This is a genomic window from Rhizobium sp. BT-226, from assembly GCF_025847085.2.
Taxonomy (GTDB): domain Bacteria; phylum Pseudomonadota; class Alphaproteobacteria; order Rhizobiales; family Rhizobiaceae; genus Rhizobium; species Rhizobium sophorae.
This window is the reverse complement of sequence record NZ_JAOYTI010000002.1, coordinates 1-15,615: the sequence shown is the minus strand read 5'-3', so window position 1 is coordinate 15,615 and position 15,615 is coordinate 1. Positions and strand designations below refer to the sequence as shown.

General features: G+C 61.1%; 14 protein-coding genes and 1 pseudogene. 8 read left to right on the top strand and 7 right to left on the bottom strand.

Annotated features, from left to right (window positions below; translation table 11 throughout):
* Positions 1-252: 252 nt before the first annotated feature.
* Positions 253-1,200 (top strand): alpha/beta fold hydrolase, encoded by a 948-nt coding sequence (locus tag OIU37_RS10160; protein WP_180697430.1) that lies wholly within the window; start codon positions 253-255, stop codon positions 1,198-1,200.
* Positions 1,201-1,244: 44 nt separating this feature from the next.
* On the opposite strand, the gene OIU37_RS10155 is transcribed toward OIU37_RS10160, so the two are convergent.
* Positions 1,245-2,249, bottom strand: a complete 1,005-nt coding sequence (locus OIU37_RS10155) for a ketopantoate reductase family protein (protein ID WP_180697428.1) — start codon at positions 2,247-2,249, stop codon at positions 1,245-1,247.
* Positions 2,250-2,397: 148 nt separating this feature from the next.
* Complete coding sequence (locus OIU37_RS10150; protein WP_264257476.1) at positions 2,398-3,249, bottom strand: oxidoreductase; 852 nt, start codon at positions 3,247-3,249, stop codon at positions 2,398-2,400.
* A 121-nt stretch (positions 3,250-3,370) separates the two neighbouring features.
* On the opposite strand from OIU37_RS10150, the gene OIU37_RS10145 reads away from it, so the two are divergent.
* Positions 3,371-4,258 (top strand): LysR family transcriptional regulator, encoded by an 888-nt coding sequence (locus OIU37_RS10145; protein ID WP_240603554.1) that lies wholly within the window; start codon positions 3,371-3,373, stop codon positions 4,256-4,258.
* Here OIU37_RS10145 and OIU37_RS10140 read toward each other — a convergent pair.
* Positions 4,233-4,823: a nucleoside 2-deoxyribosyltransferase gene (locus OIU37_RS10140; protein WP_171600829.1), complete on the bottom strand. Its 591-nt coding sequence runs from the start codon at positions 4,821-4,823 to the stop codon at positions 4,233-4,235. The two genes, OIU37_RS10145 and OIU37_RS10140, sit on opposite strands and share 26 nt — an antisense overlap.
* Before the next feature lie 431 nt (positions 4,824-5,254).
* On the opposite strand from OIU37_RS10140, the gene OIU37_RS10135 reads away from it, so the two are divergent.
* Positions 5,255-6,229, top strand: coding sequence for an alpha/beta hydrolase (locus OIU37_RS10135; RefSeq protein ID WP_180697449.1), 975 nt, complete (start codon positions 5,255-5,257; stop codon positions 6,227-6,229).
* Between the two features lie 39 nt (positions 6,230-6,268).
* On the opposite strand, the gene OIU37_RS10130 is transcribed toward OIU37_RS10135, so the two are convergent.
* The 4 genes from OIU37_RS10130 to lepB all read right to left on the bottom strand — a co-directional run bounded on the left by OIU37_RS10130 (position 6,269) and on the right by lepB (position 10,127).
* Positions 6,269-6,886 carry a carboxymuconolactone decarboxylase family protein gene (locus OIU37_RS10130; protein ID WP_264257475.1) on the bottom strand — a complete coding sequence of 206 codons (618 nt, stop codon included), beginning with the start codon at positions 6,884-6,886 and terminating at the stop codon, positions 6,269-6,271.
* 63 nt (positions 6,887-6,949) lie between these two features.
* Positions 6,950-8,485, bottom strand: a complete 1,536-nt coding sequence (locus tag OIU37_RS10125; RefSeq protein ID WP_264258457.1) for a PAS-domain containing protein — start codon at positions 8,483-8,485, stop codon at positions 6,950-6,952.
* 134 nt (positions 8,486-8,619) lie between these two features.
* Entirely contained in the window at positions 8,620-9,024 is a 405-nt protein-coding gene (locus tag OIU37_RS10120; protein WP_171600827.1) for an Imm6 family immunity protein, read from the bottom strand.
* A 50-nt stretch (positions 9,025-9,074) separates the two neighbouring features.
* Positions 9,075-10,127, bottom strand: a complete 1,053-nt coding sequence (lepB, locus tag OIU37_RS10115) for a signal peptidase I (RefSeq protein WP_264257474.1) — start codon at positions 10,125-10,127, stop codon at positions 9,075-9,077.
* A 221-nt stretch (positions 10,128-10,348) separates the two neighbouring features.
* On the opposite strand from lepB, the gene OIU37_RS10110 reads away from it, so the two are divergent.
* From OIU37_RS10110 to OIU37_RS10090, 5 genes and pseudogenes are all read left to right on the top strand, one after another.
* Complete coding sequence (locus OIU37_RS10110) at positions 10,349-11,422, top strand: LacI family DNA-binding transcriptional regulator (RefSeq protein ID WP_264257473.1); 1,074 nt, start codon at positions 10,349-10,351, stop codon at positions 11,420-11,422.
* Between the two features lie 5 nt (positions 11,423-11,427).
* Positions 11,428-13,041, top strand: coding sequence for an acyl CoA:acetate/3-ketoacid CoA transferase (locus tag OIU37_RS10105; protein ID WP_264258456.1), 1,614 nt, complete (start codon positions 11,428-11,430; stop codon positions 13,039-13,041).
* Complete coding sequence (locus OIU37_RS10100; protein ID WP_264257472.1) at positions 13,034-13,813, top strand: enoyl-CoA hydratase/isomerase family protein; 780 nt, start codon at positions 13,034-13,036, stop codon at positions 13,811-13,813. Before OIU37_RS10105 ends, OIU37_RS10100 begins: the two co-directional genes overlap by 8 nt.
* The gene (locus tag OIU37_RS10095; RefSeq protein WP_264257471.1) at positions 13,813-15,333 is read left to right on the top strand and encodes an aldehyde dehydrogenase family protein; all 1,521 of its coding nucleotides are present in this window, start codon (positions 13,813-13,815) and stop codon (positions 15,331-15,333) included. Before OIU37_RS10100 ends, OIU37_RS10095 begins: the two co-directional genes overlap by 1 nt.
* 88 nt (positions 15,334-15,421) lie before the next feature.
* Positions 15,422-15,615 (top strand): annotated as a pseudogene (locus OIU37_RS10090) (sugar ABC transporter substrate-binding protein); the annotation flags it as partial.

The window sequence follows — 15,615 nt, the reverse complement described above, 5'->3', positions numbered from 1 at the left end:
TGTCGGCTGCCGTGGGTAATCCTGTATGGGCGAGGGGGTCGAAAACCGGAGGACATGACATTTCGCATGGCGTTTGACCTTTGCAGTGATGGCGAAAGGCTACTGCCGCTTGCGATAGGAAATCCATTCGGGGCGGGGCACGAAAATATAGGAATGGCATAAAGGCCGATGCGAAAAATTTCGAAGCGCGGTGTCGGAAAGACATGAGCGCCGCCGTCCTTGCGGTATCGATGCAAACATGGGAGCAAGCACATGTCGAAGATGACGCTGATTTCGATGATCGCAACGGCTGCCGCATTCCTGGCAGCGCCCGGTATATCAGGCGCCGACAGCAGCGCGCCTGTTATCGAGGAGAAGAAGGCTGCAGCGCCGATCGTCAGGAAGGGGAGTCTGCCGGTCAACGGCATCCATTATTATTACGAGATCCGCGGCGAGGGTGAACCGCTGCTGATGCTTCACGGCGGCCTCGGGCAGATCGAGATGTTCGCGCCGGTCATGCCTGTTTTCACCGACCACCGGCAGGTGATCGCCGTCGATCTGCAGGGGCATGGCCGCACGCCCCTAGGCAAGCGGCCGATCGAGCTTCCGGCCATCGGTGCCGATCTTGCGATCCTGATGAAGCAGCTCGGTTACGATAAGCTCGACGTCTTCGGCTATTCCTTCGGCGGCGGGGTGGCGTTGAACATGGCGGCGAACGCGCCCGACCAGGTGCGTCGGCTGGTGATACTCTCGGCACCCTATGCGCAGAACGGCTTCTTCCCGGAGATGCTGCCGCAGCAGGCGGCCGTCGGCGCCGGTATGGCGGAGATGATGAAGGACACGCCGATGTTCCTCTCCTACAAGGCGGTCGCGCCTGACGTTTCCGAATTTCCGAAGCTGCTCGACGCCATGGGCGCGCTGATGCGCGAACCCATCGACTATAGCGATGCCGTTGCCAAGCTCACCATGCCGGTTATGCTGATCTATGGCGATGCCGACATGATCCGGCCCGAGCATATGATCGAATTCTACCACAAGCTCGGCGGCGGTCTGCGCGATGCGGGTTGGATGCGGGAAAACATGTCGAAGAACCGGCTGGCGATCCTGCCCGATCTCACCCACTACGAGACCTTCGCCTCGCCCCTCATGGCGAATATGGCTATGACCTTTCTCGATGGCGGCGGCAAGGCGCCGAACTGGGCCGAGCAGGTCGGAAAGTAAGCGCGAAGACGGCCGGGTTTTCCCGGCCGCCCTTTCCTCCGCGATCAGCTGCCGCGCTGGTTTTCCCGATCCAACTGGGTCACAAGCGCCAGGATCGTTTCCGAAACCGGCGTCGGCACGGCGCTCAGGCGTCCGAGCGCCACCACCATGCCGACCAACGGCGTGATTTCGAGCGCCTTGCCGCCGATCAGATCCTGCAGCATCGACGTCCGCACGCCGCCGATATGGCGCGACTGTTCCAGCCGCTGCTCGACGGTCATGCTGAACCGCGCACCCAAGGCCTCGCCGACGACGCGGACCTCACTCATCACCTTGCCGACCGTAGCCGAAAGGGCGGGATCCGCCATGATGTCGGTCATCAGCGCCTTGGTCAGCGCGCTGATCGGGTTGAAAGCGGCGTTGCCCATCAACTTGCTCCAGATCTCGCCGCGGATATCAGCTGTCGTCGTAATGCTGAGACCGGCGCCGGTCAGCACCGCGGCGATCGCCTCGAGATCGGGCGAGATGTCGCCGGAGGGCTCGCCGAGCACGAAGCGGCCGTTGTGGGAAAGCTGGATCTCGCCGGGGTTGATCACCTCGGCACCCTGATAAGCGACGCAGCCGATGACGCGTTCCGGCCCGATCAGCCGCCACAGCCTGCCGCCGGGATCGAGCTCGTCGAACTGCAGCTCGGCATGCCGGCTTTGGGTATCGCGGTGAAAATACCACCACGGAATGCCGTTGAGGATCATGACGACGCGGGTGCCCTCCTTGAGGAGGCCTGCAATGCCTTCGGCAGCGGGTGCCAGCTGATGCCCCTTGAGGCCGGTGATGATGAGATCCTGCGGCGGCAATGTCATGGGATCGTCGGTCGCGGCAAGGCGGACATTGAGTGGCCTTTCCGCATCGGCTTCGCGCAGGCTGAGACCGTTGTCGCGGATGGCGTCGAGGTGCGCGCCACGCGCGATGACGGAGATGGTGGCGTCGTTTGCGGCTTGGCTTGCAAGCTTGGCGGCGATAGCGCCGCCGAGCGCCCCGGCGCCATAGATGCAGATGGACTTGATGGACATGCTCGCCTCTTCATGGTGATGATCGAACCTAGATCTAGGTCATTCCAGGCGTGAGGCGAATGCTAATTTGCCGCATCATGCGTTTTCCTGCGGTCACAGCGGCGCTGTCGCCGCATCCCGAGATCTAGGATGCGGCGGGCAGTGCCCTTCAGGCCAAGGCCGTTGCATCGCTTGGAAAATCCGTGGACAGCGCGAGCTCGCGCCAAGCGGCAAGTTCCTTTTCGACGCTGGCATGCTGCTCCTCGATCACGGCTACCGTATCGCTGCCGAACGGCATGCGCAGCGGCGGATTGGGCGAATTGGCGAGCGCCATGATGCCGGCGGCAAGCTTGGCGGGATTGCCGGGCTGGGCATGGTTTGCGTCGGCAGCGAAACTGCGCATGTTGCCGGCCGGCGTACCCTCGTAGTCCGCGATGGAGGCCGGGCTGATAGCCAACGAAGTGTCGGCGAGGAAGTCGGTGCGGAAGAAGCCCGGCTCGACGATCGTCACCTTGATGCCGAAAGGTTCGAGTTCGGCGGCCATCGATTCGGACAGGCCTTCGACGGCGAACTTCGTCGAGCCGTAGACGCCCCAGCCGGGATAGCCGAAGTAACCGCCGATCGACGAGAAGTTCAGGATGTGGCCGGAGCGCTGGCGGCGCATATAGGGCAGCACGGCGCGCGTCACCTTCAGCAGGCCGAAGACGTTCGTGGCATAGAGCCTTTCGATCTCTTCGGCCGTGGCTTCCTCGACAGCGCCGAGCAGGCCGTAGCCGGCATTGTTGGCAAGGACGTCGATCCGGCCGAAGCGGGCGATGCCGGCAGCCGCGGCTTCCTTGGCCTGTGCCTCGTTGGTCACGTCGAGGGCGACGGCAAGCAGGTTCGGGTGATCGCCGAACTGCTCGGTCACGGTCTTCGGGTTGCGGGCGGTGGTGATGACGGCATCGCCTGACGCAAGGGCTTCCTTGGTCATCAGCGCGCCGAAGCCGCGGGATGCACCAGTAATGAACCAGACTTTCATGACGAATTCCTTTCGAACGGTTCGGTTGCGGCATCTCTGTGCCGACGAGGTGAATTTGACCGAAAATCCATTGCTGTATAAGGTTTGTTATTCTTGAAACTATGATGAGTTTAATTCAGCAATGCGTGCTACCGAACTGTCCGAACTCGCGGCCTTTGCCGCCGTCGCGCGGCATAAGAGCTTTCGCAAGGCGGGCGAGGAGCGAGGTGTCACCGCCTCTGCGGTGAGCCATGCCGTGCTCAATCTCGAAGACCGGATCGGCATCCGCCTGCTCAACCGCACGACGCGCAGCGTCTCGCTGACGGAGGCCGGCGAACTGCTGATCTCGCATCTCGACCCGGCCTTCGGCGAGATGGCGGCAGCGCTCGATGCGCTGAACCGCTATCGCGACACGCCGTTCGGCAAGGTGAGGATCAACGTGCCGAATTCGATCGGCCCCTTTGTCATCGGTCGCATTATCGGTCCGCTGCTGAAAAAGAACCCCAACTTGCAGCTGGAGATCAACGCGACCGACAGGCTGGTCGATATCGTCGAGGAGGGCTTCGATGCCGGCATCCGCTTCGGCGAGCGCGTCACCGAGGGCATGATCGCGCTCCGCATAAAACCGCGCATCCGATTGGTCGTCGTCGGCTCGCCCGCCTATTTTGAGACCCGGCCGAAGCCGGCGACACCGCACGAGCTCAAGCGCCATCTCTGTATTCAGAACATGTTTCCGTCAGGCGCGCGTTATGCCTGGGAGTTCGAGAAGGACGGCCAGACGGTGAGCTTTCAGCCGACCGGACCGCTGTCGCTCGACGATCACGAACTGATGATGCAGGCAGCGCTCGGCGGCGTCGGCCTTGCCTACATCTGGGAGCCGCGCGTGGAAAAGGCCGTTGCCGGCGGCGAACTGATCCAGGTCCTGGACGACTGGTGCCAGCCGGAGGAACCGCTCTATCTCTACTATCCTAGCCGCCGCCATATGTCGGCGGGCTTCAGGGCGGTCATCGACGCGATGAAGGCGGAGTAAAAGAGGCCGGGATGCCGGCGATCGTCTGAAGCGCCTCGAAGTAAACCGTAAGGTCGCGGGCAGGATCCGCCGGGAGTGCGGCCGCACGAAACACCTTGCCTCCCGTCGCCTCAACCCCTCCGTCGATCATCAGGTTGTCGGCCATGCCGTGATTTTCGATTGCAATACCATCCGGTCCGCGTGGGCGCCCGCTCGTCTCATCGATATCGAGTCCCGCATACCAGATCGAGCGAACACGCAGACCATAGTCGTCGGGGTGATTGGTATAGGCAAAGACCGCTTTTCCCAGCGCAATCATGAAGCCGATCTCGTAGACCGTACCCGGATCGGCGCTGACACCTCGAAAGGGAGTGACATTGGCAAGGCAGATCTCGGCTCGACGCATGGCATCGTCGTTGCGTGCGTAGATCTCTGCGGCCGTCCGCTTTACTGGCGTCTGGTTTTCGTCGCTGCCGGGACCGGTCGGCTCGAAGCCGAACTGGCGCGCCAATCGGCGTTTTTCGGCCATGATGGGCATGGCATCCGGAAGAAAGACTTCCGGGCCGGCAAGGTAAATGGTGGTCATCGGTATCCTTCACTCACACGCGAGACGAGGCGCCAGGGTGGGAGCAGCCAGGCACGTGGTCCATTTCCGACGGAAGCGCGGCAAATGGCAAGCCGTACCGGCAGGCATTGTCCAATTTTTTAGTAGCGCCCGATGCGCCGGCAGTGGACGGGCAACGGCCGACTTCATTCCCGACACAAGCAGAGCGCGTCCGGAGGAACTGCCCTATCTCCATCATCGCCTCGCCGCCTGAGACCGGTGGGCTTCAGGCGGCGAGGCGATGGCGGAATGAAAAGCTTGGGGTTCGCGCCTGTCACCCTTTTGACTCCGGTGGACGAACCGGCCAAAGATGCCGCCATGGCCTGCATCGTCGGGAGAGGTTGATGAACGGTCGGATTTTGCCAACTGGTATTCGAAGAGCCCCAAAGCGGCTCAAATGTCTGTTCCCCGCTTTGGCTGCGCTGATGCTGCTCGCCTCGGCGGCGGTCGGGCGGGACATTGGGCCGCAAAGCCCGGCCTCGCGCGAACAGGTCGAAAAACTCATCGGCCTCTGGAAGGATCACTTTGCCGGCGCCGATAGCCTGCAGCAGCGGCGAACGGCCTTCAGGACGCTGATGGAGACGACGCCGGGGCCGACGCGCATCCAGGTGCGGCAGGTCGATGCCGACGGCGTCGACGCCGAGCTGATGTGGCCTGCCCGTCTTCATCACCCGATCGGCCAAAGGGTGATCCTCTATATCCATGGCGGCGGCTTTTCCAGCGGCTCCATTCGCACACATAGCCTGCTTGCCGGCTCGCTCGCCAAGGCGGCATCCAGCGACATTCTTCTCATTGATTATCGGCTGATGCCCGAATATGCCTATCCCGCGCAGATCAACGACGCGCTGACCGCCTATCGCTGGCTTCTCGACAACGGCTATCGGAGCGAGAATGTCATCGTGGCCGGAGACGGCGCCGGCGGCAATATGGCGATCGAGACGGTGCTGAGGCAGATGCAGGCGGCAAAGCCGTTGCCGGCGGCTGTGATTGCGCTCAGCCCCATCACCGATCTTGCCGCGACAGGCGGATCTATGACATCAAACGCCGGAAGCGATCCGCTGGTCGACAAGGACTGGATCGAGACCTTGCGCAAGACCTATCTCCGCAGCCGGTCTCCGACCGATCCCCAGGCATCGCCGCTTTATGCTGACATGACCGGCTTTCCGCCGCTGTTGCTGCAGGTCGGCTCCGGCGAAGTCCTACTGGACGACGCGCTGCGGCTCGCCGACAAGGCGCGCCAGGCTGGAGTGGACGTCACCACCGAGGTCTGGCCGGGCATGCCCCATCAGTGGCAGCTGTTTCCCTCGCTGCTCGACGATGCCGATCGGTCGATCCAGAATATCGCCGAGTTCGCGATCCGGCATTTTGCGGACAAACCGCCGGAGTAGGGGCCGCGAGAGCAGATACTCACGCTCTCCGTCATCGCATCATTGCGCGCGAGACGGTGACGGCGCCAGAGGCCGCTCGACCTCTCGGCCGACGCTGAGCGCCTTTCGCACATTCGGCTCCAGCCGCTCGATATAGGCATGGTCCGGTGCAGCACCCAGCGCATCCAGCATTTTGGAGAAGAAACACCGGGCCGCTGCCGCAGCCGTGACGTCGAAGACATCGGCATCGCTCAGCCCGTGTTTCTTCAGCCCGTCGATGTCCTGCTGCGTCACCGACGTCGCATCGCGAGCCACCTTGGCGGCAAAGGCCATGATCGCGCGTTCGCCGGCATCGATCGGCGCCTTCTCCGTCTCGTTGACAACAGCCGTCAGCCCGTCGCTGGTGAAACCCTCGCGCAGCAGCACCGAGCCGTGCGCCAGCATGCAATACGAGGATTTGAGCTCCTTGGCCGCCGCCAGCGTCACCAGTTCGTAGCGCCGCAAGCTCATATGGCCGCGAATGCTCGAAAGCAGCGCCGCCCAGCTCTCCATCACCTCCGGCCGATGGCCGAAGGCCCGATGCATGTTCGGCAGATAACCATAATTCGCCTCGGCCGCCGCATACATCGACGTCGTCTTCTCGCTGGCGGATGCATTGGGGGTGTGAATGAAAGCCATGGCATGATCCTCCTCTATTGTGAGAAGGATAGGGTAGATAAGCAGGACAGCAATCCTGAAACGTCAGGCAGCGTTATTGGTCGCGGAAGCGTTGCCATTTCTCTTGATTGGAAGAGTTACGGTAAACGTCGATCCGCATCCTCTTGCACTTCGAACCTCTATCGAGCCGTTGTGCAGTTCGATGATCTGCTTCACCAGGTTGAGGCCGATACCGGTTCCGGCAATCCCGGTCGACGTCCGGGCCCGAAAATAGCGCTGGAACAGCCGGGGCACGTCTTCGGCGTCGATCCCCACTCCATCATCGCTGATCGAAACTTTGACGTTTCCCGTCTCTGCCCATGCCGTGACGCGAATTTCGGAAGTTCCAGGCGCGTACTTGACGGCATTGGAGAGCAGGTTGGTAAAGACCTGCGCCAATGTGCGGGGGTCGGCATCGATGAACTCCGGCAGCCTATCGATATCCAACACAAAGCTGTGCGATTTTGCGATCGTCGACTGCCGCTCACAACAGGTTTTTATCAATGATCTCAATGCGCAGGCGTCGTAGTTGATGTCGATCTTGCCGGTATCAAGCCGTCCGGCTGACAGGATGCTCTCCATAAGATCGACAATCCGGTTCACCGATGCGCGGATTTGATCGACCTTGTCACTGAGAAATTCGGGCTCGACCGCCCCCTTTTTTCGCAGCAGTCGCTGGGCGGCAGCGTCGATGATAGCAAGCGGGGTCCTGAATTCATGGGATGCCATCGCCACGAATTGCCGCTGCAATTCGTTGATGTTCCGCTCCTGCGCCAGCATTCGCTCGAGTTCCCGCGCCTGCCGCTCGACTTCCGCCGTGCGGCTCTTCACCGTCGCTTCGAGCTGATCGTGATGCCGGCGCAGCTCTTCGGCAAGTCGAACGGTCTTGGTGACGTCCTCATGGGTGGCCACGTATCCGCCGCTTTGCATCGGATTGTGGGTGATCTTGATAACGCGCCCATCGGCGAGGACGATGTTCTGGCTGGCCGGCGCACCGCGGGCTGTCGCTTCAAAGACCACGTCGAAATAGGTCGTGGTATCGGCCGGGCCATTTCCCTCCCGGCTGCGATAGGCCAGGATATCCACAAGTGGCGTTCCCGGTTGCGTCAGCAGGTCCGGCAGATTGTACATCCGTGCGTAGGAGGCGTTGCACAGGATCAAGTTCTTTTTCGAATCGAACATGCAAAGCCCATGCGGCATGTTGCTGAGGGCCGCGTCGAACCGGTGATGTTGTTCGGTGAGACTGTCTTCGACACGGATAAGGGTCGAGATGTCTTCGTAACTGAGGATCCAGCCCCCATCCCGCGACGGGGCGCAGGTCAGTGAGACCATCCCTCCGTCGGAAAGGGCAAACTGAGACGTCGGCCGTCCACCGACCGTCGACTGTCGGGATGCCACTGCACGGCAGTCTGCGGTGCCCGGCAATCCGTCGATATTCATGCCCTTGCGGATAGCGCCGTGCGGAAGGCCGAGAATATCAAGCGTGCGTGAATTGAAAGCCGTCACCGTACCGGCAGGATCAAGCAGAACAATGCCCTGAGGCAGGCTCTCAAGGATAGATTCAAACGAGTGTGGCATCATCCGGTCCTGCTTCAGATCTGGCGGGTTGCACGTATCCGTAGCATTCGTTAGAAACGATAAAGTTTCGCTAATGTCTCCGGGCGGGCGTTCCTTGAGAACAATTCCAGCCAAACTGCGCCGCGATTCTGCGTCACTTAGCCGAGTTGGGCCAGTTGCTCGTCCAGAAAATCAAGGCTGTCCTCGCCCACCTCGTTGACGTCACTCGGCATGGGTTCGCCGGTCTCCTGATAAACAAGCCAGGCAACGTACATGACTGCCGTCGTGAGCGCATTCCAGGCGCCTTCGCTGGGCTTTCCGGCCGCCTCGGAGAGTCGGCGAAGCGTCCCGCGCTCCTCGTCGCTATAGACAAGATCGGAGACGTATCGGCCGGTCAGTCCTCCGCCATCACCCCAGGTGCGGATTGCCGCCAAGGCGGCCTCGGCTTCGGGCGCGTGGGGTTCGGTATGCTTGATTTGGATGACCAGAGACGCGGCGACGGCTGCCAAGCGCCGTGCTTGCTGGCGTGGCGGCAGAGCGATCAGTTCAGCGCGTAGTTTCATCTGTTCACGCTCTTTACGGGCCTGGTCGCAAAATTTTCTGCCTATCGAGGTTATTGAATCCACGACATCTGCCGCGATCCATCCTCGGAATTGAAAAGCACGATGGCTGCCTTCGCATATATGTTGTCATCTGGGATAAATCCCATATCGAAGCGGCTATCCAGACTGTTGTCACGATTGTCGCCCAGCACGAAGTAATGCCCGTCGGGGACAACGAATTCCCTTGTATTGTCGCCACGGGCGTTGTCCGCTTGCTCAACGATCGCATAGCTGCGGCCAGATGGCAGCGTCTCCTTGAACGCCTGCACTGTTACTGATTGATAGGTCAAATCACCTGCCGGCTCGCGCACAACTGCGGTACCATTCAAGTAGAGAACACCCGATCTCATCTGAATGCGGTCACCTGGCAGGCCGACGACGCGTTTCACGTAATCGACCTTCGAGTCCATTGGCGTCCGGAACATGACGACGTCTCCTCGCTCCGGTCCATGTCCAAATATACGACGCTCCGGTCCAAGCCCGTACGGGAGCGAATAGCGGCTGTACCCGTAGGCGTATTTTTGCGCGAACATGTAGTCGCCGCTCCGCAAATTGGGCAGCATCGAGCTCGACGGTATCGTGAATGGTTGAAAGGCGAAACTTCGAACCAGCATCGCTAAGGCGAACGGTGCAATCAGGAAGATCAGGGCAAGACTATACCACCGCGAATACCACGGAAACACGGTGTCTGCTGGCATCATCTTTGCTGCACGATAGCCATGCAGTAGGCCGATCAGACGCCAGGCCAAGAACAGGAAATAACCAAAAACAGCGGCTGACGGAACGCCAAACAACCAGAGTTGCGCGATCGAGATGACGATGCCAACGGTAAAGTAAGCAGTCGCTTTCCAGCCGCGCCCGAGATAGGCCATAACGACATCTGGACCGAATAGAAGTCCCAGCGTGGCTGCACAAATGGGGTGGCGAGCGCGAAAAGCTCTAAAAATTTGCATAAAAATCTCAATAGGTTTGACGAATATATTCAGCTCTCGACAGGCGCCTCGTTTCGACTTGTAGTCGATGTCGTGAAAAATGCCAGCCCGAGATTTGGCCGTGTGCTTCACAGAAACTCTAGCTTTCTCGTGCCCGAGAATATCGGCAAATGCCTCTCTTCTGCGGTCTTAATTTAGATCGTTCCAATTATTTTGGCGCTTTCACCGCCAAAAAAATGCGCACGGAATTCGCTCGTACCCAGCATTTGCTGGTATTCGTGTAAATTCCTCTTGACATAATTGGAACGTTCCAAATATTTAACGATCAGTCGACGTTGGCGTCGGGAGGGCAAATGACAAAGGCGCGGGTAACCGTCATCGACATTGCGAAAGCCGCCGGCGTCTCCAAGTCGACGGTTTCGCTAGTGCTTCAGGGGTCCTCCCTGGTCAATGAGGCAACGCGCGCCAAGGTCAATGCCGTGATGCGCGAGTTGGGCTATGTCTATAATCGCGGCGCCGCCAATCTTCGCCAAGCCGGCGCCAAATCGAAGATCATCGGCGTCGTCGTCAACGACCTGACGAACAGCTTCTTTGCCGAGCTGGCGGTTGGCGTCGATATGGTCGTCCAGTCGGCCGGCTTCGTGCAGTTCCTGTCGAACACCAGTGAGAGCATCGACCGGCAGCGCGAGGTCGTCGCGTCGATGCGGGAACATGGCATTTCGGGGCTGATCGTGTCGCCAGCGCGCGCTACCGATGCCGCAGACTTCAAGCCGCTCGTCGCGGCAGGCATACCGGTGGTTGTTGTCGTCCGAAACCTGCCCGGCGCCAAAGTCTCGTCGATCGTCTCCGACAATGGGGCCGGCATGATGTCGGCGGTCAAGCATTTGGTGGGGCTCGGCCACACGCGCATCGCTTTTCTCGGCGGCTTTCCCGACACCGCTGTCTTCGATGACAGGCTTGCCGGCTACCGAAGCGGTGTGGAGACTGCAGGGCTTGACTATCACGAAGAACTCGTCATCGCGTCGGCACCTTCGCGGGCCGGCGGGGTGGAGGCGATCGGCAAAGCGATTGCTCTTGCCCGTCGGCCGACCGCAGCCGTCTGCTTCAACGATGCCGTCGCCTTCGGTGTTTGCGACGGATTGCGTGCGCGCCGTCTGGAGCCTGGTGCCGACTTCGCGGTCGTGGGTTTCGACGACGTCATCGAGGCTCAGGCAGCGGTTCCCGCGCTGACGACGGTCTCGGTCGATCCGCAGGGCATCGGGCGACGGGGCGCACAGATGCTGCTCAAGCAGATCAATGCGGGCAAGGCCGAGGCGGAGACGGTGACAACCGCCGTTCGGCTGGTCGTTCGCGAAAGCTGCGGCGCCGGCAAGACCGCGCTGGCGAGGACCGGCAAGAGCGTAAAATCGAAACAGGACGCTGAGTAATGCACATGCAGAAGCATCTCACCCCAGCCGAAGCTGCCGCGCTGATCCCGGATGGCGCTGTTGTAACGGTGTCTTCCTCGAGTGGTCTCGGTTGCCCGGACCTCATGCTGAAGGCGATTGGCGAACGTTTCGATGCGACCGGCCATCCCCGCGATATTACCACCCTCCATCCGATCGCTGCCGGCGACATGAGCGGCATCAAGGGTGTCGATTACATTGCCAAGAAGGGCCTGCTCAAGCGCATCATCGGCGGCTCCTATCCGTCCGGCCCGTCGTCATCAGAGCCACCGCTGATCTGGCAGATGATCACCAACAACGAAATCCCGGCCTACAACATTCCCTCGGGTATCCTCTTCGACATCCATCGCGAGGCCGCCGCCAAGCGGCCGGGCGTTCTGACCAAGATCGGCGTCGATACATTCGTCGATCCGGAGCGGCAGGGTTGCGCGATGAACGGCCTGGCGTCGAAACATCCGGTGGTCAAGCGCGTGAGCTTTGAGGGCGATGACTGGCTGTTCTTTCCCTCGATCGTCCCTGAGGTCGCCATCATCCGCGCCACCACCGCCGATGAGCGCGGCAACCTGACATACGAGCATGAAGGCGCCTATCTCGGCGGCCTCGATCAGGCGCTGGCCGCACGCAACAACGGCGGCATCGTCATCGCCCAGGTCAAGCGGATCACCAAGGAAGGCTCGCTGAAGCCCCACGACGTCCGGGTGCCCGGAATGCTGGTCGATTATGTGATCGTCGATCCGGAACAGAAGCAGACGACGCAGACGCAATACGATCCGGCAATCTCCGGGGAGATCTTCCGTCCGCTCGATAGCTTCAGCGTTCCGGAATTCAATGTTCAGAAAGTCATTGCGCGTCGTGTCGCGCAGGAACTGCAAGCGGGAAGCTGCGTCAATCTCGGCTTCGGCATCTCGGCCAACGTGCCGCGAATTCTGCTGGAGGAGGGGCTCCACGGCGCAGTCACCTGGGTCATTGAGCAAGGTGCTGTCGGCGGCGTGCCGCTGCTCGACTTCGCCTTTGGCTGCGCGTCGAACGCCGACGCCTACATGCCGTCTCCCTATCAGTTCACCTATTTCCAGGGTGCAGGCTTCGATGCCTCGCTGCTGTCCTTCCTCGAGATCGGCAAAGACGGTTCGGTCAACGTCTCCAAGCTCTCCTTCCGGGCGCATGTGACGGCGGGCGCCGGAGGCTTCGTCGACATCACGGCCCGGGCTAAGAAGATCGTATTCTCAGGCATGTTCAACGCCGGAGCGAAGCTTTCGATCGCCGATGGAGCTCTTTTCATCGAGAAGGAAGGCAAGCTGAAGAAGCTGGTGAACGAGGTCGAACATGTCACCTTCAGCGGCAGGCGCGCGATCGAGCAGGGCCAGGACATCACCTATGTCACTGAGCGGTGCGTGATGAAGCTGACGCCCGACGGCGTCGTCCTCACCGAGATTGCCCCAGGCGTCGATCTCCAGTCCCACATCCTCGATCAGTCGGAGTTTCCGCTGATCGTCGCGCCGGACCTGAAGGTCATGGACGCGGCACTCTTCGCGGAGGCAGCGATCGGCCTGTCGCTTCCAGTCAAAAGGGCACGGACGCTGGAGGGCAGCTTCCATGGCTAGCGGAACCGTCAGAATTGACGTCGATGGACATGTTGCGACGCTGACGGTTTCTCGGCCGGAGAAGCTGAACGCGCTAGATCTCGATATGCTGAAGGCCTTAGCGGATGCGGCCGACGCGGTCGAGGCGAACGCCAATGTGCGTGCTGCCATTCTCACGGGCGAAGGAAAGGGCTTTTCCGCCGGCGGCGATATCAAGGCCTGGGGCGGAATGTCACCTCAGGAGTTCGGTCATTTCTGGGTTCGCCACGGCCACCGTATCTTCGAAAGACTAGCGACGCTCAGGGTGCCGTTGATCGTGGCTCTCAACGGCCACGCCCTCGGAGGAGGGTTAGAGCTTGCAGGGGTTGCCGACATTCGCCTCGCCGAGCAGCACATCAAGATCGGCCTGCCGGAGACCGGGCTTGGCATGGTGCCGGGCTGGTCCGGGACCCAGCGTCTTGTGCGCCGGTTCGGCGCGCAGGTGGTCCGGCGCATGGCCTTGGGCGGCGAGATATTCACCGCCGAGGAGGCACATCTGCTCGGGATCGTCGACGCGGTCGTTCCCACAGGAAACGCGCTCGTCGCCGCCAGGGAATATGCTGGGCGGATTGCCGCAAGGGCGCCGGCTGCGACCGAGATCGCGAAGTTGATGATCGCATCGGCAAATGGCGAAGACAACGGAACCGCGGTTGAAGCCCTGGGCTCGATCCTCGCTGCGAAGACCGGCGATCTGAAGGAGGGCGTCGCATCATTCAGCGAGAAGCGCCCGGCAACGTTCAAGGGAGAATGGTAATGACGGTTCTCGTCAACCCCACCGCGCTCAGCGACCACAAAGCGCGTGATTTCAAGATGCTCATCGATGGCAAATGGGAGGCTGGTTCCTCCGATCCGATCGAGCGTGTAGCGCCAAGCCATGGTGTCGTAGTCAGCCGGTTTCCGACCGGCAGCAGGAGGGATGCCGGTCGTGCGATTTCCGCGGCACGCAAGGCGTTCGACCTCGGGCCGTGGCCGCGAATGACTGCTTCCGAACGTTCCGCCATCCTGCTCAAGGCTGCCGATCTGATCGCGGCGCGTGCGGACGAACTGGCATTTCTCGATGCGATCGAGGCAGGGAAGCCGATCACCCAGGTGCGGGGAGAAATTGCCGGCTCCGTTGACATATGGCGCTACGCGGCGGCGCTTGCGCGCGACCTCCACGGTGAAAGCTACAACACGCTCGGCGACGGCACGCTCGGCGTCGTCTTGCGCGAAGCGATCGGCGTAGTGTCGATCATCACGCCTTGGAACTTTCCGTTCCTGATCGTCGGCCAGAAGCTGCCATTCGCCTTGGCTGCCGGCTGCACGACCGTGGTCAAGCCCTCGGAACTGACCTCGGGATCGACGCTCCTGCTGGGAGAGATCCTACAGCAGGCCGGCATTCCGGATGGCGTCGTCAACATTGTCACCGGCGGGGGACCAGAGGTCGGCGCGGTCATGACGGCGCATCCCGACGTCGACATGGTGTCCTTCACCGGCTCGACCGGCGTCGGAAAGCTGACCATGTCGAATGCCGCACAGACGCTGAAGAAGGTCTCGTTGGAATTGGGCGGGAAGAACCCGCAGATCGTCTTCCCGGATGCCGATCTCGATGCCTTCATCGATGCCGCAGTCTTCGGCGCATATTTCAATGCCGGCGAGTGCTGCAATGCCGGCTCGCGGTTGATCCTTCACAAATCCATCGCTTCGGATGTCGTCGAGCGGATTGCCGAGTTGTCGAAGGCAGTAAAGGTCGGCGACCCGCTCGACCCCTCGACGCAGGTGGGCGCCATCATCACGCCGCAGCATCTGGAGAAGATATCGGGATACGTCGCAGGCGCCAGGAGCAGCGGTGCGAGGATCGCCCATGGCGGCGAGACACTTGATCTCGGCATGGGGCAGTTCATGTCGCCGACGATCCTCGAAGAGGTCACCCCCGATATGGCCGTGGCGCGCGAGGAAGTCTTTGGTCCGGTGCTTTCGGTCCTGACATTCGAGACATCAGCCGAAGCCATCAGGATTGCGAATTCCATCGACTACGGCCTGTCGGCCGGTGTCTGGAGCCGCGATTTCGATACATGCCTGACAATCGGCCGGTCGGTGCGGGCAGGCACGGTCTGGATGAACACCTTCATGGATGGCGCCTCGGAACTTCCCTTTGGCGGTTACAAGCAAAGCGGCCTCGGCCGTGAACTCGGCCGCCATGCGGTCGAAGATTACACTGAGACCAAGACGCTCAACATGCATATCGGCAAACGCACCAACTGGTGGATGCCGCAGACGGAAAAGCCGGCTTAGCCGGCGGACGAACTACGCTCGAGGAGGGCGGGTGATTGGTGCGGGAATGGGTCCCGCATCTTCCAAACTGGAACTGGGAGGTTCTTCGATGAACAAGTTTTTGACCACGACCGCAATGATTGCATTGGCTCTGGCCGGCGCCGGCGTGTCCGCCCAAGCTGCCGACGTGAAGGAAGTGCAGATGCTGCACTGGTGGACGTCAGGCGGCGAGGCAGCGGCGCTGAACGTCTTGAAGGAGGATCTTTCGAAGGAAGGGTTTGCCTGGAAGGACGTGCCTGTGGC